Below are 19,685 nucleotides of genomic sequence, written 5' to 3'. Positions count from 1 at the left end.
TTTGTGGAGCATATGACAACAGTACACGAGCAAACGAAGTCGTTAGTGGAAAAGGATCGGGAGAATGTATGGCATCATATTTCAGCTTATAATGAAAAGAATCCTCCGATGGTTGTAGAAAAGGGTGAAGGTGCTTGGATTACGGATCATAAAGGGGATCGTTATTTAGATGGAATGGCGGGCCTTTGGGCAGTAAATGTCGGCTATGGCCGTGAAGAAATGGCGCAAGCAGCCTATGAACAGATGAAAAAGCTCGCATATGTTCCGATGACGCAAAGCCATGGGCCTGCCATTGAGCTAGCTGAAAAGGTAAATGAATTACTTGGCGGGGATTATAAAATCTTTTATTCCAACTCAGGGTCTGATGCGAATGAAGTGGCATTTAAATTGGCTCGCCAATACCATCAACAAAATGGAGAAGCTTCTCGCTATAAATTCATCTCTCGCTACCGTGCGTATCATGGAGGTTCGATGGGTGCGTTAGCTGCGACAGGTCAAGCGTTGCGAAAATATAAGTACGAACCATTGGCACCAGGGTTCCTGCATATCGCTCCGCCCGATAACTATCGCCGTCCAGCGGGCCAGTCGGTAGAGGAATACAATATCCAACGTGCACAAGAATTTGAAGAGAAAATCATTTGGGAGCAAAAAGAGACGATTGCCGGGATTATTATGGAGCCACTTATTACAGGTGGCGGGATCTTAATTCCCCATCCGGTCTATGTTGAGAAAGTCCAGGAGATTTGCAACCGACATGGTGTGCTACTCATTATCGACGAAGTCATTTGTGGATTCGGACGCACAGGGAAAATGTTCGGGCATCAGCATTTTAACTGCAAACCGGATATTGTAACAATGGCGAAGGGATTAACGAGCGCTTATTTGCCGCTTTCGATTACTGCCATTCGCAAAGACATTTATGAAAAGTTCGATACAGGGGAAGACAACAGCCATTTCCGCCACGTCAATACATTTGGTGGAAACCCTGCTGCCTGTGCGCTTGCGCTGAAGAACATTGAAATTATCGAGCGTGAGCACCTCGTTGACCGTTCAGCAGAGTTAGGGGAAAGACTACTCAAAGAACTGGCGGAGTTGAGTGACCATCCGCACGTTGGGGATATCCGAGGTTTAGGATTCCTACTCGGCATTGAAATTGTTGAGAATAAAGAAACGAAAGAGCCCGCAACGAATGCCCGCATGGCTAAAATCATGGGTGATTGCAAAGCAAATGGCCTGATCGTTGGCAAGAATGGTGACACGGTAGCAGGCTATAACAACATCATGGCGTTGAGCCCGCCGTTATCGTGTACGAATGAGGATTTTGAGTTTATCGTCGCTGTTTTGAAGAAAGTGTTTAATGAGAATAAATGATTGCTGTCCCGGTGCTCTGTAGTGAGAGTGCTGGGGTTTTTTTGTGTGGGTAAAACAGTGTATCCAATTATTTCTTGGGAATAAATGATAATTAGTCGCTTTACTTTAGAGTTGCTATTATAATAGAAATATTCAGATGTATTAAAAGGAAGTATGGTTCAATAATTGGGAGATTCGTTGGGGGTATGATTGATTGTAGAAGTTGAAGAGTTTCTGGTAGCCTTGCAACACTCGTTGAACTTGTTATGGGAAATGTAAAGGAATTGATTAGCTGCAGCCTAATTGCCGCCTTGTCACACAATGAAGAAGGGACATATCTAACAAATTCTTCTGGAAAAAACCTTCCGAGGTGCATGCAGGACGGAACGTTTGCGAGTAAACTACTTTAATTACGGGAGGAGCCTATCATTAAGCAAGAAACGATGTCGATACGTAAATTGTGCATGGATGATTTTGTGCACGTTTTGAATTGGAGCAAGGATGCCACATTTTGTGCAGCTAATGGGTGGGTGCAAAATAGAAGTGAAGAGGAATTATATAACTGGTGGTTCCATTGTGTAAACAATAATGCTGTAGATTTTATCCGCTTGGGAATTGATCTCGGGGAACGGTTAGTTGGTTACGTAGACTTGGCTGGTATTCACAATGATTGTGCTGAAATCGGCATTGCGATAGGTGAACGTACTTTATGGGGGCAAGGAATTGGCGGCGAAGCCGTTCGTTGTCTGATGAAGTATGCCCGTGAAACGTTAGGAATCACCGTGTTTAAAGCGGAAACGAACGAGGAAAATGCGCGGGCTAGAAACATGCTTCAAAAACTCGGGTTTGTAGAAGCGAGTAGATACGGATTAGAACATTATATGGGGAAGGACAGCCAACTCATACAATATCAATATGTAATTTGAATAGAGTAGTGCAAGGATGTGGTTTCTGAAGAACAGACGTTGCTAGGGTGTCTGAATGAAGTGATCGCGGTGGCTTATTTGTGCCGAAAACAATTTGGTAAGACACAGTGATTTATTAGTAAAATGAAAAAATCTTTTTGAGGAGGAGAGTTGTTGAAAAAGCTTGTCGGTTTGTTCATCGTTACTTGGTTGGTGCTTGTAGGTTGTACGAATGACGATGCTGCCAAGTGGGAAGTCAGCCCAACATTTACGGTTGATGATAAAACTTTTTACGGGACGGAAGGAAAGTTTGGGATGATTAAGGCAAATGGTGAGGTGGATGAATCTGCATTCCCAGCAGGTAAGGGTAGGTTCTACGAGGTACACTTTTTAGATAGTGACAAATCTTATGATGGAGAAAAATACAAGATGGTCGCCACGCATAAAGAGAGCGGCGAGACTGTTAAATTGTATGAATGGGACATTGTAAACAAACAGAGTGGTGCCAAATTTGCGTTAGATGAAGCGGGACTTTGGAATATTGAAGTGGAAATTGATGGGGAACCGTTGACGAATTTTGTAGTGAAAGCAGAATGATTTTAAGAATATTAGGCTTGTAAGGGAGCTTTAAGAAGGTAGGGAAGAGGATTGAAAAAAGGATTTTTATTGCTATTCGTAACCTATGTACTTGCGCTATTCGTAAACTTTATGCCATCCATAAAGTATCCGGATGGAACGATTGGTGTATTACATGTAGCGGCCACTGTTTTGTTTCTAGGGGCTTTGCTGTTCGTTCTCGTAAAATTAGCTAATCACTCGGGTACGTCAATGAAGAGGATGAAAGTGTTGTTCGCAGTGGGCGTTCTATCAGGTCTAGCTGTTTATGGAATTCACATACTTGAAAGCAGCGGGGTGAACAATGCTGTGCTGGACATTATGCTATCCGTTCAATACCCTTTGTATGTGCTTTTCATTACACCGTTATTTGGATTGAATGTCATCATGAATGCTGATTATGGTGTTTTTTCGGTGATCATGTCAGTTGTGTACATGCTTGCTTTCATTTCCACGATGAGATTGAAAAAGGCGCCGGTAGGAAGTGTGTAGGTGGGTGTGAGCTTTTGTTGAAAAATCCAAGTGCCGTTCGTAGTGACGGTTGCTTGGATTTTTTGTGTTGGAGAAAGGGAATGAGGTGTTAGTGGATTTTTATTTCCAATAACTGGACGAGTGGTCATAACTTGAGGTTAAGCGGTGATAACATGCGATAAGCGGTGATAAACACTGTTTAAGCGTTGATAACGGAAAATGGCAAGTTAGAGTAGGGCGTTTTATGATGAAAATCATGTGGAAAATGGAGAATCGGTGATAAAATGGTTAGAATCGGTGATAACACCCTCCGAATCGGTGATAAAGTGTCCCGAATCGGTGATAACGCCCTCAGAATCGGTGATAAGCCCATTCGAATCGGTGATAACACTGCAGAACTTGTTGCACACCTCAAATCAAACCGTTAATTTGTCAAAGGCATTCTGCGCGACATGTAAGGCTATCTACTTTGATGTATCCGCGAAGACGAATAGTCGCTAAAGCAGGAAACGGACATGGAAACGTGGCGTAAACCATGCACTTATTTCCATTAACTGGGTGAGTGGTGATAACTTGAGGTTAAGCGGCGATAAATGTCTATTGAGCGGTGATAACGGAAAAAGACGAGTTGGAGTAGATCATTTTAGTATGAAAAATAAGTGTGAAATGTCTGGAATTAAATGAATGACCATTCAATATTTCTGCTATTCCTCATCACTTTTTTGCGGTATAGTGGAAAATGAGGAATTTTGGGTAGAGATAGAGGGGTGAATCATTTGTTGAAAAAGATGTTTCAGAGAGAACGACCGACGACACCCGAAGTGGAGAAAATTATTTTTGAGAAATATTATAAACGTGTTTATCATACAGCTTATTTCATTGTAAAAGATCCGGATTTGGCGCAAGATATTGTACAGGAAAGTTTTTTAAAGGCGTTCAGGCATATGGATAGGGTGCACGAAATTGAGAAGATTGGCGCTTGGCTGGCGACGATTACGACGAGAACTGCAATTGATCATTTAAGAAAAATGAAAAGATGGAATGATTTCGCTGCAGATGACGTCTTACTTAGTAAGGAGCTGTCTAGTGCAGAAGTCAATGAGTCATCCATTGTGGAGATAGCAGCTGAAAAGAAGTTGGTGAAGGAGGTTGTGTGGAGAGAGATTGAACGATTGACGCCTGCTCACAAAGAGGTTTTGTATCTTTATTACTATGAAGATTTGACGTATGAAGAGATTTCGGAGATGTTGGGCGTGAAGTTGGCAACTGTCAAAACACGTGTACACCGAGCGAAGTTGAAGTTGAAAGAGACATTGGAACAGCAAACGGAACTGATGGAGGTGGTGTTAAATGTCAAAAGCTGAAAAGCGTGAATTGGATCACATCATCCGTGAAGTATTGCAAAAGCAGATGGATCAAAATCCAGGTCCGAACATTCCTGTTGAAGAAGCATGGAATCAATTCGAAGCGAGAAGAAAAAATTCGAAAAAAGAACGTAAGCCTGGACGGAAAAAGATATATGGCAGCACCTTACTCATTATGGCGGCAGCTTGTCTTCTCTTTTTCGCCGTTGGCACACCTCAACAAGGAGCAGCATTCAACAATTGGTTAGTATTCTATCAAAAGATTCAAGGATCGGTTGTTCAAATTTTCGGTGGCAATACAGAGCGCATAGCTGATGAGGGTGCGCCGCCACCTTCGACCGAGATGGAAGATATGGGTTACCAAGTGATGGATATTGAATATGTGACCGAACAGCTGAGTTTGGAAGAAGCACAATCGCTCACAGCTTTTAACATCAAGTCGCCGATTGTACCCGCTTCTTTTGAATTGACAAGTGTAACGGTCGTTCGTCCTGAAAATCAGCTTAGTACAGATATTACGTTAAATTTTGTAGGCATGGGTAAACAATTGTCCATACATCAGAAATTGCTCGATGGGGAGTTTGGGTTTGGTTTGTCTGCCGATAGTATGGATACAAAAGTAAAGGAATTAGTTATTAATGAACGGCAAGCAAATTTGATTACGTTTAAAAATGGCGTCCGCCAATTAATTTGGACGACGCCAAGCCGTTATTACAGTATCGAAGGGAATTTGGAAGAAGCTGAGCTCATTGCAATAGCGGAATCGATGTAAAGATCCGTATATGAAAAAGGGATATCATATGCGTTTTACGATTGCTTTTGCATGGTGGGTATATTGTATTCAATTTATTGGCATGACAAAGCTTTCGAGATCTTCATACCCATAGCCACGGGTGCAATACTAAACGATGAGCTCACTGGAATTTCTCGTTTGATTTGATTAAAAAATAATATAAACCCGTATGAAAACAAGTTCAGGTTACTTGGCTTCATACGGGTTTTATAGATGGATTGTTCACTTCTTTTTAAAAACGGCTCGTATCCTTGGCTCGGTACCATTGCGAATCCGTTGAATGTTTTCACTGTGTTTCCAAATAGCCATTACAAAGAGGAGGACGGCGATAACAATTGGCCAGACGCCGACCATCCAGATGGCAGCTGCGAGAAATGTTCCGTATAGCATGAGGACGCCATACACAAGAATATCTGTGAGCAATGCGACGATTATGAATAAAACAAGTCCTGCAAGCCCGAATCGCCAGTCAAGAGCAAATAACACTCCGATAATGGTAGCGGTCCCTTTCCCGCCATTAAACTTCATATGAAACGGAAAATTGTGGCCGAAAACGACTGCCACACCTACCAAAAATAATAGGGCAGTTAATGACTCGACTGAAAAACCTACACGCTCGGCAATAAAGCGCACGGCAAGGATTGCCAAAATTCCTTTGCCGATATCAATAATTGCGACAAGTGCGCCAAACCGTTTGCCTAATACGATTGTAGCATTCGAGGCACCTGCATTTTTCACACCGGATTCTTTTAGATTAACCCCAGAAAACCATTGCGCTACCGTTGAGCCATGTAGGCAACCGATCAAATATCCAAATACTATGATGCCGATAATCCATATTGTCATAGGAATTCCTCCAAATAAAAAATAGACGTACACACTAGAAAGGTAAGTCGTTGTTAGTAAAATAACATACCCCTATCATAACACTCAGTGTAAATACAAGGTTCAGAAAAATTCTATAAAACTACTTGACATTGAAAAAAAAGAAGCCTATACTGTAGCACAAGATGAAAAACTGAATACCCATACTCTTATCAAGAGCGGCGGAGGGACTAGGCCCTGCGATGCCCGGCAACCGGCAAGTGATGAACTTGCAAAGGTGCTACTTCCTACAGATTCGTGCGAACGGACTGAAAGATAAGGGGAGGAATAAGCGTAAGCGTAACCCTCTTCTTAGCGAAAGGGGTTATTTTTTTATTCCTAAAACCCCATCGCCTCCGCATCGAACTCATTCATCTTAAAAAAACTTTTGGAGGTAATGACAATGACGAACAACTCACTTCAACCTGAAACTCTTCTTTTACACGGTGGCCAAAAGCCGGATCCTCACACAGGTTCACGCGCAGTGCCGATTCACCGTACAACCGCTTTTGTTTTCCGCGATACTGAACACGCCCAAAACCTTTTTGGCTTGCAAGAAGCAGGCAATATTTACACGCGCATTACAAATCCGACGGTCTCTGTTTTTGAAGAACGCGTCGCTTTACTTGAAGGAGGCACTGCTGCAGTTGCGCTCTCTTCAGGAATGGCAGCTATTGCATTTTCCATTTTAAATATTGCAGGCGCAGGAGATGAAATTGTTGCAGCAAGCAATTTATATGGTGGTACGTATAATTTATTCGCCGTGACACTCCCTCGTTACGGAATTACTGTGAAATTTGTTGATGCTGCGGATCCTGAGAACTTCCGCGCGGCCATCTCGGATAAAACGAAAGCCATTTTTGCTGAAACAATTGGAAATCCGAGCCTACAGGTGCTCGACATTGAAGCGGTCGCAAACATTGCCCATGAAAACGAAATTCCGTTCCTCATCGATAACACATTTGCATCCCCATACGGATCAAATCCAATCGAATTTGGTGCAGACGTAGTCATTCATTCCGCGACAAAATGGATTGGCGGACATGGTACAACAATTGGTGGTGTCGTCGTAGATGCAGGTAAATTCGACTGGACACGAGGCAAGTTCCCAGGTTTCACAGAACCGGATGGTACTTACAATGGTCTACGTTATGGTATTGATGCAGCAGCTGCAGCGTTTGCGACAAAGCTTCGTGTGCAATTGTTACGTGATTTCGGACCTTGCTTAGATGCGGATAGTGCATTCAACTTCCTGCAAGGTCTAGAAACTTTGCACTTAAGAATTCCGCGTCATAACGAAAATGCGCAAAAAGTTGCCGCGTTCTTACAGGCTCATCCGTCTGTTGAATGGGTGACATATGCAGGCCTTGAAAACCATCCGACACATGAGAATGCGAAGAAATACTTGAAGAATGGATTCTTCGGCTCAATTATTGTTTTCGGCATCAAAGGCGGGCGTGAAGCAGGTCGTAAAGTGATTGACAACATTACCCTTTGGTCTCATGTGGCGAATGTGGGTGATGCAAAATCTCTCATTATCCATCCGGCTTCTACGACGCATCAGCAACTCTCTGCAGAGGACTTGAAAAATTCAGGTGTGCCTGAAGAGTTGATTCGCCTATCGGTTGGTCTTGAATCACCTGAAGACATTATTGCTGATCTTGAACAGGCAATTGCAAAAGCGGTACCTGTGACGCAGCGATAAGGGGGAGGTCTCCTTTTCTTTAGTACATGACAAGGAAAAGAGGCTACAGCAGCGAAAGATTATAGGGAGGTGGCGGCATGCCGTCAATAAAAGCCGCTATAATCGGCTTCGGAACTGTCGGAGAAGGCGTTTATAAGATCGTAAACGAAAAAAGGCAGCAATTGAAACAACATACAGGCTATTCGATTGAAATTGCTTCTATTTTAGTAAGAGACGTTAATAAGAAAAGGGCGGTCGCTCCGAGTGTCCTTGTAACAGATTCGATTGACGACATCTTGAACGATCCAGAAATTGATATCATTTTTGAGGCGATTGTGGATGAAGAGCCGGCGTACACGTATTTGTCGCAGGCGATTGAAAAGGGAATCCATATCATTACGGCTAATAAAAAGATGTTTGCTAAACATGGCCCAGCTTTATTGAAACACGCAGAATTCAGAGACGTACAAGTCGGTTTCGAAGCGACAACGGCTGGTGGTATTCCGATTATCCGGACAATCGAAAATCTGTTGGCGGGGGATCGTGTCCATCGGGTGCAGGGCATTTTAAATGGGACCTCTAATTTTATCTTGACTGCGATGCGAGATGAAGGAGTTACTTTTGAAGAAGCCCTTCATCATGCTCAAAAAAAGGGGTTTGCTGAAGCAGATCCGTCAGATGATATAAGTGGATTTGATGCGTTTTATAAATTAATGGTTGTCAGCTCATTAGCGTTTGATGAACAGCCTGAATGGGAAGAAGTGTCAGTCGTTGGGATTGATCATATCCAAACCGATGACGTGTTAGAAGCTTCAAAAGCTGAACTTCGCTATCGTCACGTAGCGGACATCCGAATTGACGATGAGGGGAAGTTGTCAGGTAAAGTAGGTCCAGTCCTATTAGACGCTGAACATCCTTTTTATGCAATTGATGGCGTCGATAATGCGATTATCGTCGAAACGGATTATTTAGGGAAGTTGACGTTAATTGGTCCAGGAGCAGGGATGTATCCTACCGGCAGCGCCATGGTCGCAGATCTTGTGCATATAATACGTCAGCTAAAGCCAGTTCCTGTTCTAAGCTAACGATAAAGTGAAAAAACCGCGTGAAAGCAAGAGGCTTAGGCCTTGGCTTCACGCGGTTTTGTTATTATTTCTTTGTTTTAGATAGCTTCAATTCTGCATTCAACTCTTTAATGAGCGATACAACCATTAGCAAGATAATGAAAGAGAATGGCAACGCTGCAATAATGATTGTGTTTTGCAACGCGGTCAATCCATTGACAGAGAGCAAAATCAATGCAATGGAAGATTGGATGACGCCCCAAATGATTTTTACACTATTCGGTGGTGTCAAAGAGCCATATGTCGATTGCATACCTAATACGAATGTCGCTGAGTCAGCGGACGTAACGAAAAAGGAAGCAATGAGCAAGATGGCAATTAACGAAATGAAGAAGGACCATGGCATCGTACCAAACATATCAAATACAACAAGTTCAATGGACGACTTTGATAAGTCTGCTATCCCTTCTTTTTGTGCAGTAATGGCTGTCGTACCAAAAGAAGAGAACCAAATCATACATAATAAAGTCGGAGCCAATAATACACCAATCATGAATTCACGGATTGTACGTCCTTTTGATACCCGGGCGATGAACATACTGACGAATGGAGCCCACGAAATCCACCATGCCCAATAGAAAATTGTCCACATATCCAGCCATTCACGATTGCCTTCATTCAAAGGAGCGGTTCGAAAACTCATTTGCACGAGATCGGTCAAGTAACCACCGACGGAATCCGTAAACATGTTGAAAATGAGTAGTGTCGGTCCTAAAACGACCACAAATACAAGCAATGCAATTGCTAGAACAAGATTTGTGTTGGACAAGTATTTAATTCCTTTACTAATTCCAGTCCAAGCCGACATGATGAATAATACAGTGACGACTGCAATAATGATGAATTGCGAAGTGATCCCCATTTCGAATCCAAACAAATAGTTCAGTCCTGCGTTAATTTGAACAGCACCGAAGCCGAGCGTTGTCGCAACGCCAAAAGCAGTTGCAAAAACGGCAAGTACATCCACAAGTGTACCCCAAGAGCCTTCCATCTTTTTACCGAATATCGGCTTCAATGTTGCTGAAACTAACCCCGGTTCGCCTTTTCGAAATTGGAAATAGGCAAGTGCCAATGCGACAATACCGTACATGGCCCATACGTGTAAGCCCCAGTGAAAGAACGATTCACGCAATGCTTCCTTGAATGCTGCATCTGTGTTCGGTTCCTTCGTCGCTGGATTGATTGCATAGTGTGATAAAGGTTCTGCAGCTCCGTAAAATACGAGGCCAATCCCCATCCCGGCAGAAAATAGCATTGCAATCCACGTCACGGTTGAAAATTCAGGACGATCTGTGTTTTTGCCCAAACGGATTTTTCCGAACGGACTAAAAATCAAAAAGAGACTAAGTGCCAATAATACAGACATAATCATCATGTAATACCAGCCGAATGAAGCTGCTACAAAGTTCTTAATTGTTGAAGTAACGGTTTCAAAGCTTTCTGATGCAAGCACCCCGTAACCGACGGCCAAAATAATAAGACCGATTGTGATGTAAAATACATTTGAGATTTTTCTCATGTTTCCCCCTATGCAATTGCGTTTTTATAAACGACTATAAACTATACCAATCCTATTGAAGGAAAGCAAAAGCGTTCCGTGTATGAATGGATATGGAATTGTTTTATTTTATTTTTTTATCATGCGAATGAAACAACATGGCATCAATAGTTATACACGGAATTGGTAGTAATTATTCAAGAAGGGTAGGTGAAGGAAATGATGAAAAAATTGAGTCGATGGTACTAGGTTTTTTCGCGTTAATCTTCGTCTTTAATATCTCGGTCTGGAGGGATTTGTTCACTTAAATACTCCGCGATTTGGCGTTTGACTGTTTCTAGCTGTTTAAAATACAATTCAAATTGCGCTTGGTTCACTAAAAATTCATTGCCATTGTGAATACCCTTGATACGCCCTTCCAAAACATACTTCTGCACTTGGCTGACGGGCATGCCTAAGTAATCTGCCGTTTCTTCAATTGTCATATACATGGAGATTGCTCCTTTCTTTCATAAAAAAAGAGACGGAAATCCGCCTCTTCTTCAAATCAACTTTTCGAGATTGATTCGTTTATTTAACGCAATCATTACTGGAATGCCGACCATCATGACGACAAATTCCCCAACTGCAACGAAAAGCCATGTAAGTAAAAATGGAAGTTCTAACACAATGTTTAATTCCCAGGCGATGAGAAACATCGTTACTGTGAACACCAAGGTGTTAAATAACATCCTTTTATAAAGTCCACTGATGAACTTCGCTGAAAAGATTGTAATCGATAGCGCGATAACAGATTGTCCGACCCCGAATACCAAATCAATCGGTCCAAGTTCAGAAAACAATAAGTTCGCGACAAACACACCGAGTACAATCCCAATGATGTATTTTTTATTGAAAACGACGAGATGGTTGAACATCTCTGACAAACGGAACTGGATGTTCGTGAAGCCAAAAGGGGCAATCAAAAACGTCACAGCCACATACAACGCAGCAATAATGCCGCTCGTCGCAAGAGTTTTTACGTTCATATTCATTTCTCCTTAGTTTTTTATCGTGGGATGGTTACGAACCACGAGGCATAAAGCCTACATGCCAGTGTAGCATATTATACCCGTCCAAACAACAGGGGATAGATGGATGAATTCTTTATTTCTCGTGAAGTAAACGAGTACACCTGTGGCAGATTGCTAACTGAAAGGCTTAGGATCCGGCTGATAAAAATAATTAGGTGATTGCTTTTCATTAGAATAAGGTTGATGGTAAATATGGGTGGCGGCCGGTGACAAAGGGGGAATGAGCCATGCCCAGTTTCCGGTAACGGCCCGTCCACTTTTTCGTTCGTTTTCTTCAAAGCGCTTGAATTGCTTTGCAGCTGTATGGTGGTCGATGATCGTTACACCAGCTTGTTGATAAGAGTGCAATACGGCTATATTTAACTCCACCAATGCTTTGTCGATCCACAGTGAACGGTTCAGCTTCGTATCTAGTCCCATTAAGTCGGCGATACGTGGCAACATATTGTAGCGGTCGGTATCCGCCAAGTTTCTTGCCCCGATCTCTGTCCCCATATACCAACCGTTAAACGGTGCCATTGGGTAATCAATGCCCCCAATTTCTAACCGCATGTTTGAGATGATCGGAACCGCATACCATTTCAAATTTAGCGCCGCAAACCCTTCGATTTCAGGATGGATAATCGGTACTTCTTTTACAATTTCCTCAGGGATGGAAAACCATTGCGCTTTTTCTCCGTCTGCTTGAATGACAAGAGGAAGTAAATCGAATGGTGTTTTCTCCCCGCGCCACCCGAGATTTTCACATACCTCTGTCAGGTCAAGAGAAGCGGAATCGCCAATAAGTTGCTCTCCATCTTTGTAACCGGCGTACCGAAGCAGTTGATGGTTCCAAATCCGAAGTGGATCTGTCCCGTTTTTGCGTGGAGGGAAAATGGTAATAGTGGAGCGGATTTGCCCATCATTTGTTGCATATGCAATGTGGTCGACTAGTTTTTCAAATGCATCTTCTGCTGAAACCACATCACGCGCATCAACAATATGTAATGTGTGCCAAAGCAACCGTCCGATGCAGCGATTACTATTGCGCCAAGCCATTTTCGCACCGTGTTCCAATTCAAACGGTTTGTGCGTATAGGTCCCCGTTACATCGATTTCATGTTTAATTTCCGCTAAACGATCGAGTCGGTCTTCATCCGATTGCCCCAGTTCAGCATAACATTGTGTAATAAACTGCGTTGCTTCTATTAGTAATGTACGAGCTGTTGAAGTTTGTTCCATTGTGCTGCAACTCCTTTCATACAGCTTACCATAAGGAAGCAGGGGATGATTCAGCAACAATGTAAACAATTCATGAACGATTTATGGGGTTGAACAGGTGAAGGACTTTGGGGAGTTCAATGGGGGGAATTAAATGCAGATACATTGTATGTGAACATGTATAGATGATGTAAGTGGCCCTAGACATACGCGTGAAATTTCCATCGAATCATAGCTTGGCAGTTAAGTTATCAATAACCGTTGAATGTAATGGGGGATGTTGAAAGGATTTATAGTTGCTAGACCTTCTTTCGCTAGGTGAAAGGTCCCTTTTTGGCGATAACTTTGTGAACTTGATCGATAACTTCTCGTATTCAATCGAATAAATTGTGAACTCAAATGACTAGAAGCATCCGCTGCGCGGAAAAACCTTTAGTTGGTCAAGTGCATGTAGCGCGACAAGAAAATAGTGTTTAATGGTGTCGTTTTCGCGGGAGTAGATGAGTTGCGGAGCGTTTGAATGATGCGCACAAAATGCCTTTGCCATTATTGAGGTTTATGGGCAGGAGTGTCCTAGTAAAAAGGTCATGAAATGGCGATAACTTTGTGAACTTGATCGATAACTTCCCTTATCCAATCGAATAAATTGTGAATTCGATCGATAACTCGCCGTATTCAATGGATAACAGCGACTGCTTGATCGTCTCAGCTACAATACGTAAAGAACGACATGAATAATATGGAAAACAGGTTCATTTCCCCTGAAAACATGCTATATTCAATTTAACAGGGGAGGGGATTTCTTTGTCGCAACGCATTGCTTACATAACAGTCCTGCTTGGCGCGATGCTATGGGGGACGACTGGCACCGCTCAGACATTCATGCCACAAACGGTTCACCCTTTAGCGGTCGGTGCGTCGAGACTCGCTGTAGGTGGGTTTACGCTACTGATTGTCATGCTAATCTTGCGCAAGATTCAATTTCACAATTGGCCATGGAAAGCGACACTTTCAGCTGCATTGGCGATGGCGATTTTCCAATACTGCTTTTTTACGTCCATTCGGTTAACGGGCGTTGCGATTGGAACGGTTGTCGCAATTGGTAGTGCGCCGATGTTTTCAGGACTTATTGAATGGTTCATTCACAAAAGACGTCCTACGCGGATATGGTTGACCGCTACAGCAATGGCGGTAGTGGGTTGCATTTTACTCTTTTCAAATAAAGAAGGAATGGCCGTCCATCCAGTCGGCGTGACGTTATCGCTTTGTGCGGGTTTACTATTCGCATGCTATTCATTGTTTAACAAACAAGTAGTGGAAAAAGTAGCGGCCATACCATCTGTGGCGGTCATTTTCTCAGCGAGCGCCATGATGTTGTTGCCGTTTTTATTTATGTTTGAAACAGAAGGGTTATTGACAGTGCCGGGCATTTCAACGATGCTCTATCTCGGTATTGCTACGACGACCATTGCGTATATTCTTTTTTCAATCGGTTTGCGAAACATTCCTTCCTCATCAGCCGTTACACTGTCATTAGCCGAGCCACTAACTGCTGCAATTCTTAGTGTAATTGTAGTAGGCGAAAAACTGTCGGTCGTCTCTTGGTCAGGAATCGCCTTGTTATTAGGGGGAATTCTCGTCTTGACGCTAAGCGGTCGGCAGAAAAAGAATGTTGGGCAATAAAGACAGTAAAAACCGCAAGCAACCGTTTTTCCAACATCGGCTGTTTGCGGTTTATTAAGAATTAATACCAGTCAAAAACTACTCCCAAGACAAGCACGACAATTATAACAAGAATTAGTACGCCGGTCGTTTTCCAACTGACACCACCTACAAGATCAGCCAGATTTCCTTTTCGCATCCCGTCACCTAAAGCATTCATGGGACTGTTCTTCAACTCGTTTTGTCGCAAGCGTTCGCGCTGTTCGGCAGGATTCTTCTCTTCATCCACCTAGCATCCCTCCTGTTCATACGTCATGCATCGTCTCTCATTTTTACATACACACGTGTCGCTAAAAAACCTAACACAATGAGCAAAGTTGCCAACATGCCGCCTTCTAAACCAAACGCCCCGCCTGTCAATAAATCATTGCCACCTTCCACCGAAATGGAATAGATTCCATGGGGAGTCGTTCCGCTCACAGGAAATCCGAAGACGTTTCCTTGCACATAATTCCATGTAATATGATAGCCGATCGGTAACCACAAACTTTTCGTCACATCGAACATATAAGCAAATAACACGCCGACCAATGCAATGTTCAGTAACCCTATTAGGCTTACATTCGGGTTCATGCCATGCGCCAAGCTGAAGATAACAGCTGAAACGATATAGATCAGCCATTTAGGATTCCCACGATCAGCCATCGTCCTCATCACATAGCCTCTAAAAAACATTTCTTCAAAGAAACCGACGAGAATAAATAATAGAAGAAACGTCAACGTATAGACGGAAAACTTAGGTTGGGAAAAAGGGTTCAAAAGCGTGACATCCCCAGTAGCGTAAAGGATGATAAAAATAACGACAATCGAAATGGCTCCTAACAACAAGCCGAAGCCTAAATCTTTAAGCGGTCTTCTGAAACCGAGTGTTTGTAAGGTGCCTTTATTCAAAAACTTCCATAATAAAACCGTGACGAGCATGCCGCCAATCGTACCGCCTCCTTGCGTAAGAAGGAAAATCCAAGGATAGTCGTCAAAGGAAGCGAGGAGATCAGCTTCTGAACCCGTCATCATTGAAGACGAATCAGTAAAAAATAAGACAAATACACCTGGCAAAGCGAAAAGCTGTTGTCCAACAAACATACTCACAGCAGCAAGTAAAAGTATCCAACCGGCACGTACTTGATTTGCATCGTTTTTAAACAATTGTATTTTCCCCCTGTAAAAAATTTTATAGTGAGCGGATTAATCGCCGTGTAAAGCGAGTAATTACTCATCGCAATTTTTCTATAAAAACGTAATGCTTATGCAACTACTCTTCCAACCTTTTCCTATATACGCTTATTGTCTCAAAGATATGCAAAAATTGCATTAGTTATTATGGAGGGAGAGCGGAATAGGAGATGATTACGAACTATTTTGGTGTAATCGTTGCTTTAGAATGAAGAATGCAGCGTTTGATCCAAAGACCCTCGATTCATGAGGGCGCTATGCTTAAACGAGCCAGGTCACCACTGATTATCTAGATAAAGGAACTTCAAGACGTGTGTAAACCATCTATTCATGTGAATGAAGCCGCACCATTGCGGCATTTACCGATTTACCACCGATTCAGAGGAGGTTACCACCGATTCGAAGGACTTTACCACCGATTCAGAGGAGGTTACCACCGATTCGAAGGACTTTACCACCGATTCAACGACCCTTACCACCGATTCTCCATCCCACTCCCTTTTCATACAAAAAGGGGGAGTGCCGAGTTTGTTGTTTTCGCTTTGTCACCGAATCGGAGAGCGTTATCACCGGTTTGAGCCAGTTTATCACCGATTCGGAGAGCGTTATCACCGGTTTAAGCCAGTTTATCACCGATTCGGAGGAGTTTATCACCGATTCACAACTTCGAGAAGATAATTCTCAGCAATCTCATCCTGTTAGCAGGCCAAAAACTAGTTATCACCGCTCGTTGTGAGTTTATCACCGCTTGTCGATGTGTTATCACCGCTCACCGGCAATTTATCACCGCTTGTCATCCTTTTATCACCGCTCAACTGCTGTTTATCACCACTCATCCAAATAAAGGAATTTACATACGTTCACAAACCAACTATTCTTGCGAATGAAGCCCTGGTCATACTCTTCCACATACTCAAGCCCCCAAAAAAACCTCCACTCCGAAAAGTAGAGGCAACCTATATCAAATTTTCCCGCTATGCAGACGTTCTAATTCTTCATCAATCCGTCCGACGTCAATCCGTTCAAATAGCGGTTTTACTTGCGGCAATACACGACTACCAACAGTCACTTCTTGCCACTCGAACTTTTGCAATTTCAACAGCGCGCCCACATCTTCGCTTGAAAAAGGAAGGAAAGGGGAGAGGAGCTGCGCGAAGTTGGCAATTAAGTAAACACAAGTTGCCATCGTCCGTTGACAGGCATCTTCAACTTCCTTAATTTGAACCCATGGCTTTTCATCATCAAAATATTTATTCGCTTTCCGAACTCCATCAAAAATTATTTCAATTGCTTCTTTAAAATGCCCCTTTTCAATCTTTTCCCCGACCTTCGGATAAATATCACATATCATTTCCTTCATGGCCACATCAATTTCGGCTTGCGGTACAACACTTGCAAATGAGTTCTCAATGAATTTTAACGATCGGTTGACAAAGTTGCCATACGCTCCTAATAGTTCTGCGTTGTGACTGTAAATGAACTCCCGCCATGAGAAATCAGCGTCACGGTTTTCCGGGGCGTTCGCCGTCAAAAAGTAGCGCAATGAATCAGGATGATAGCGCTCAAGAATGTCCGGCACCCATACCGCCCAATTTTCGCTCGTCGACAATTTCCGCTTCTCTAGCGTCAAATATTCATTGGAAATGACGTGAGTCGGCAATGCGTGTTGCTGGTCGATTCCCATAAGGATGGCGGGCCAGATGATCGTGTGAAAAGGGATATTGTCCTTGCCGTGCACATAATAGGAAACCATGTCTTCATTCCAATACTCTTCCAAGTCCGTTCGATTCAACGCAGCCCATTCACGGCTCGCAGAATAATAGCCCGTGACGGCTTCGATCCATACATACACTTTCTTTCCTTCATAACCGAGAACGGGGATGTTAACGCCGTTTGCTAAATCCCTTGAAGCCGCACGGTCATGTAACCCTTCCTGCAAATACCGTTCAGACTGGTTAATGGCATTATCTCGCCAGCGGTCTTCAACTTTCGCATTCGCTACATACGTTTCCAATTGCTGTTGAAAATCACTTAATTTGAAATAAAAGTGTTCCGTTGACTTCGTCGTCGGTTCATTCCCGCACAGGGCGCATGTACGGTTTCTTAGTTCGGATGGATCCAAAAGCGAACCGCAATGGTCACATTGGTCGCCCCTTGCTTTAAGACCACAATGCGGACAAAGCCCTCTAACAAAGCGATCGGGTAGGAACCTTTCGTCAAATTCACAATAGGTTTGTTCCGTCTCCTTTTTGAAAATTAACCCCCGATCGACTAATTTCAAAAATACGTGACGAACAATTTGATGGTGGAATGTTCCATCTGTTCTTGTGTAAATATCGTATGTAAAGCCGAGCTTCGCAAATGAAACGACAAACTCTGTGTGGAAACGGTCAGCAATCTCCTTCACTGATACATTTTCCGCATTGGCGCGAATCGAAATGGGTGTACCGTTACAATCACTCCCGGAAACATACAGCACTTTTTCCCCTTTTAACCGATAGTATCTCGCTAAAATATCTCCAGGTAACAACGCTGCGATATGCCCGAGATGTAACGAGCCATTCGCATATGGCCACGCTCCGCCTATAAAAATCGCCATTATAACTCCTCCTCATTTTAAGTACAAAAAAACCCCGCCCCTATCGATCACAATCGATAAGGACGGGGTTTTTGCCCGTGGTACCACCTTACATTATAACCAGCTCACACTGATTACCTCCAAAAGTACGCGCTAAAAAAGCGTTATACTTTGACGTAGATAACAAGCGCCAATTCTCGTCGCAGCCTACTAATCCGTAGAGTGTTCAGTGCGAAGCTCAAGGATCATGTTCGAAAGATTTGTCCGCTTCATTTCCACCGTCAGAAGCTCTCTATGCGACATCCTCTTCCTACTTTTCCCTTTCACAGCCTTTGTAAGATGTTGTTGTTTTGATTATAATCACTTTATTTTAATAAATCAATAGAAAAAATCAATTGGTTGGTGGACGGTGTTTCTCTGTATCCTTTTCAGTATCCTTCTGTTTATTCGCTTGATTGTTCTTGCCAATCACTTCAAAATCATCAGGGCTGATGTCAAAACCATAGCCAAACTCTTCACGGTCCAACGTATTGCCTTTTTTCATCTTCTTTTTCTTTTCTTTCGCCATCTGCAATCACCTCCCGTTATAGGGAAAGCATGTTCATTTTAGAATGGATTATTCGAAAATGTGGCATCCTAATAATGTGAATTGATTAGCGTTGGAATTACTCTTTTATATACAGTGAAAAGGCATAAATGGCTTCCCCTTTTACCTCGCCGTCCCATATCGCTTTAACGGACATGTAATGCTTGCCGGGAGTTTCAGGTGCTTGGACAGTTTTCTCATTCACTTCGATTGGTTTCATTTCCTCCCCATCTTGGATATAAGCGATGAATGAATCCGGTTGTGGGAAATTCCAATCATCCAAAGGAATCGAGAAGCGGAAAGAAATAGTCTCGCCAGGTTCAATATGATTCACATGTTCACGCTCCAAAAATTCGGAAGGTAATGTAGGTTCGAGAGCACATTGCTTTTCAGCATCTTCCCAACAATACTTGTCGTAGTATGCCCATGCTCCGAAATTATTAATGCTTACATCAATTACAGGTTTTAAACTGATAGTCGTTTCAACTTCTGCATCTTTAGGTAACTCTTTTTTGTCCTCTGCACAGCCTACCAAGAATAGTGTAGCGAACAGCAACAACCATTTTTTCATTGGAATGCATCTCTCCCGTATATACAGTATTTGAAGATTCTACCAGTATATTATTAGCATACCATTAGGAGCTCGTTTTCTCTATGTTATTTTAGTGTATTTTCATATTATTTT

20 protein-coding genes, 2 riboswitches and 1 other annotated feature are annotated in these 19,685 nt (G+C 42.8%); of the genes, 10 read left to right on the top strand and 10 right to left on the bottom strand.

Features of this window, described 5'->3' with window-relative positions; all coding sequences use genetic code 11:
- Window positions 1–12 precede the first annotated feature (12 nt).
- The 7 genes from ACVHUV_RS02195 (at window position 13) to ACVHUV_RS02165 (ending at window position 5,477) form a co-directional block, all read left to right on the top strand.
- A complete protein-coding gene (locus ACVHUV_RS02195) occupies window positions 13–1,371 on the top strand; it encodes an aspartate aminotransferase family protein (protein WP_462085988.1) in 1,359 nt (452 codons plus the stop codon).
- A gap of 422 nt (window positions 1,372–1,793) precedes the next feature.
- Window positions 1,794–2,276, top strand: a complete 483-nt coding sequence (locus ACVHUV_RS02190; RefSeq protein WP_462085987.1) for a GNAT family N-acetyltransferase — start codon at window positions 1,794–1,796, stop codon at window positions 2,274–2,276.
- A 153-nt stretch (window positions 2,277–2,429) separates the two neighbouring features.
- Entirely contained in the window at window positions 2,430–2,852 is a 423-nt protein-coding gene (locus tag ACVHUV_RS02185) for a hypothetical protein (RefSeq protein ID WP_462085986.1), read from the top strand.
- Between the two features lie 51 nt (window positions 2,853–2,903).
- Window positions 2,904–3,362 (top strand): hypothetical protein, encoded by a 459-nt coding sequence (locus ACVHUV_RS02180; protein WP_462085985.1) that lies wholly within the window; start codon window positions 2,904–2,906, stop codon window positions 3,360–3,362.
- A 263-nt stretch (window positions 3,363–3,625) separates the two neighbouring features.
- Complete coding sequence (locus ACVHUV_RS02175; RefSeq protein WP_462085984.1) at window positions 3,626–3,769, top strand: hypothetical protein; 144 nt, start codon at window positions 3,626–3,628, stop codon at window positions 3,767–3,769.
- Window positions 3,770–4,117: 348 nt separating this feature from the next.
- On the top strand, window positions 4,118–4,705 hold the full coding sequence (locus ACVHUV_RS02170) for an RNA polymerase sigma factor (RefSeq protein ID WP_462085983.1): 588 nt from the start codon (window positions 4,118–4,120) through the stop codon (window positions 4,703–4,705).
- The gene (locus ACVHUV_RS02165) at window positions 4,692–5,477 is read left to right on the top strand and encodes a DUF4367 domain-containing protein (protein ID WP_462085982.1); all 786 of its coding nucleotides are present in this window, start codon (window positions 4,692–4,694) and stop codon (window positions 5,475–5,477) included. Before ACVHUV_RS02170 ends, ACVHUV_RS02165 begins: the two co-directional genes overlap by 14 nt.
- Window positions 5,478–5,720: 243 nt before the next feature.
- Here the strand turns inward: ACVHUV_RS02165 and ACVHUV_RS02160 are convergent, their stop codons facing one another.
- Window positions 5,721–6,344 carry a glycerol-3-phosphate acyltransferase gene (locus tag ACVHUV_RS02160; protein ID WP_462085981.1) on the bottom strand — a complete coding sequence of 208 codons (624 nt, stop codon included), beginning with the start codon at window positions 6,342–6,344 and terminating at the stop codon, window positions 5,721–5,723.
- Between the two features lie 185 nt (window positions 6,345–6,529).
- Window positions 6,530–6,645, top strand: a riboswitch (SAM riboswitch).
- A 120-nt stretch (window positions 6,646–6,765) separates the two neighbouring features.
- On the opposite strand from ACVHUV_RS02160, the gene ACVHUV_RS02155 reads away from it, so the two are divergent.
- Together ACVHUV_RS02155 and ACVHUV_RS02150 are read left to right on the top strand one after the other, a co-directional pair.
- The gene (locus ACVHUV_RS02155; protein ID WP_317944943.1) at window positions 6,766–8,067 is read left to right on the top strand and encodes an O-acetylhomoserine aminocarboxypropyltransferase/cysteine synthase family protein; all 1,302 of its coding nucleotides are present in this window, start codon (window positions 6,766–6,768) and stop codon (window positions 8,065–8,067) included.
- 77 nt (window positions 8,068–8,144) lie between these two features.
- Window positions 8,145–9,131, top strand: coding sequence for a homoserine dehydrogenase family protein (locus tag ACVHUV_RS02150; RefSeq protein ID WP_462085980.1), 987 nt, complete (start codon window positions 8,145–8,147; stop codon window positions 9,129–9,131).
- A 64-nt stretch (window positions 9,132–9,195) separates the two neighbouring features.
- Here the strand turns inward: ACVHUV_RS02150 and ACVHUV_RS02145 are convergent, their stop codons facing one another.
- The 4 genes from ACVHUV_RS02145 to ACVHUV_RS02130 all read right to left on the bottom strand — a co-directional run bounded on the left by ACVHUV_RS02145 (window position 9,196) and on the right by ACVHUV_RS02130 (window position 12,962).
- Entirely contained in the window at window positions 9,196–10,689 is a 1,494-nt protein-coding gene (locus ACVHUV_RS02145; protein WP_462085979.1) for a glycine betaine uptake BCCT transporter, read from the bottom strand.
- Between the two features lie 239 nt (window positions 10,690–10,928).
- Window positions 10,929–11,159: a helix-turn-helix domain-containing protein gene (locus ACVHUV_RS02140; protein ID WP_317944948.1), complete on the bottom strand. Its 231-nt coding sequence runs from the start codon at window positions 11,157–11,159 to the stop codon at window positions 10,929–10,931.
- A 51-nt stretch (window positions 11,160–11,210) separates the two neighbouring features.
- A complete protein-coding gene (locus ACVHUV_RS02135; protein ID WP_462085978.1) occupies window positions 11,211–11,696 on the bottom strand; it encodes a QueT transporter family protein in 486 nt (161 codons plus the stop codon).
- A 6-nt stretch (window positions 11,697–11,702) separates the two neighbouring features.
- Window positions 11,703–11,747, bottom strand: a riboswitch (PreQ1 riboswitch).
- A gap of 108 nt (window positions 11,748–11,855) precedes the next feature.
- The gene (locus tag ACVHUV_RS02130; RefSeq protein WP_462085977.1) at window positions 11,856–12,962 is read right to left on the bottom strand and encodes a nitric oxide synthase oxygenase; all 1,107 of its coding nucleotides are present in this window, start codon (window positions 12,960–12,962) and stop codon (window positions 11,856–11,858) included.
- A 783-nt stretch (window positions 12,963–13,745) separates the two neighbouring features.
- Between ACVHUV_RS02130 and ACVHUV_RS02125 the strand changes: the two genes are divergently transcribed.
- The gene (locus ACVHUV_RS02125) at window positions 13,746–14,624 is read left to right on the top strand and encodes a DMT family transporter (protein WP_462085976.1); all 879 of its coding nucleotides are present in this window, start codon (window positions 13,746–13,748) and stop codon (window positions 14,622–14,624) included.
- A 61-nt stretch (window positions 14,625–14,685) separates the two neighbouring features.
- On the opposite strand, the gene ACVHUV_RS02120 is transcribed toward ACVHUV_RS02125, so the two are convergent.
- From ACVHUV_RS02120 to ACVHUV_RS02100, 5 genes are all read right to left on the bottom strand, one after another.
- Complete coding sequence (locus ACVHUV_RS02120) at window positions 14,686–14,892, bottom strand: DUF6366 family protein (RefSeq protein ID WP_462085975.1); 207 nt, start codon at window positions 14,890–14,892, stop codon at window positions 14,686–14,688.
- A 23-nt stretch (window positions 14,893–14,915) separates the two neighbouring features.
- On the bottom strand, window positions 14,916–15,809 hold the full coding sequence (locus ACVHUV_RS02115; protein ID WP_462085974.1) for a CPBP family intramembrane glutamic endopeptidase: 894 nt from the start codon (window positions 15,807–15,809) through the stop codon (window positions 14,916–14,918).
- A 988-nt stretch (window positions 15,810–16,797) separates the two neighbouring features.
- A complete protein-coding gene (gene metG / locus ACVHUV_RS02110) occupies window positions 16,798–18,435 on the bottom strand; it encodes a methionine--tRNA ligase (protein ID WP_462085973.1) in 1,638 nt (545 codons plus the stop codon).
- A gap of 55 nt (window positions 18,436–18,490) precedes the next feature.
- Window positions 18,491–18,750: a binding site (T-box leader), on the bottom strand.
- A 55-nt stretch (window positions 18,751–18,805) separates the two neighbouring features.
- Window positions 18,806–18,982 carry a hypothetical protein gene (locus ACVHUV_RS02105; RefSeq protein WP_317944960.1) on the bottom strand — a complete coding sequence of 59 codons (177 nt, stop codon included), beginning with the start codon at window positions 18,980–18,982 and terminating at the stop codon, window positions 18,806–18,808.
- A gap of 97 nt (window positions 18,983–19,079) precedes the next feature.
- Entirely contained in the window at window positions 19,080–19,571 is a 492-nt protein-coding gene (locus tag ACVHUV_RS02100) for a hypothetical protein (RefSeq protein WP_462085972.1), read from the bottom strand.
- Between the last annotated feature and the right edge of the window lie 114 nt (window positions 19,572–19,685).

It is taken from the genome of Sporosarcina saromensis (genome assembly GCF_054901285.1).
This window is presented reverse-complemented; position numbering and strand designations above follow the sequence as displayed.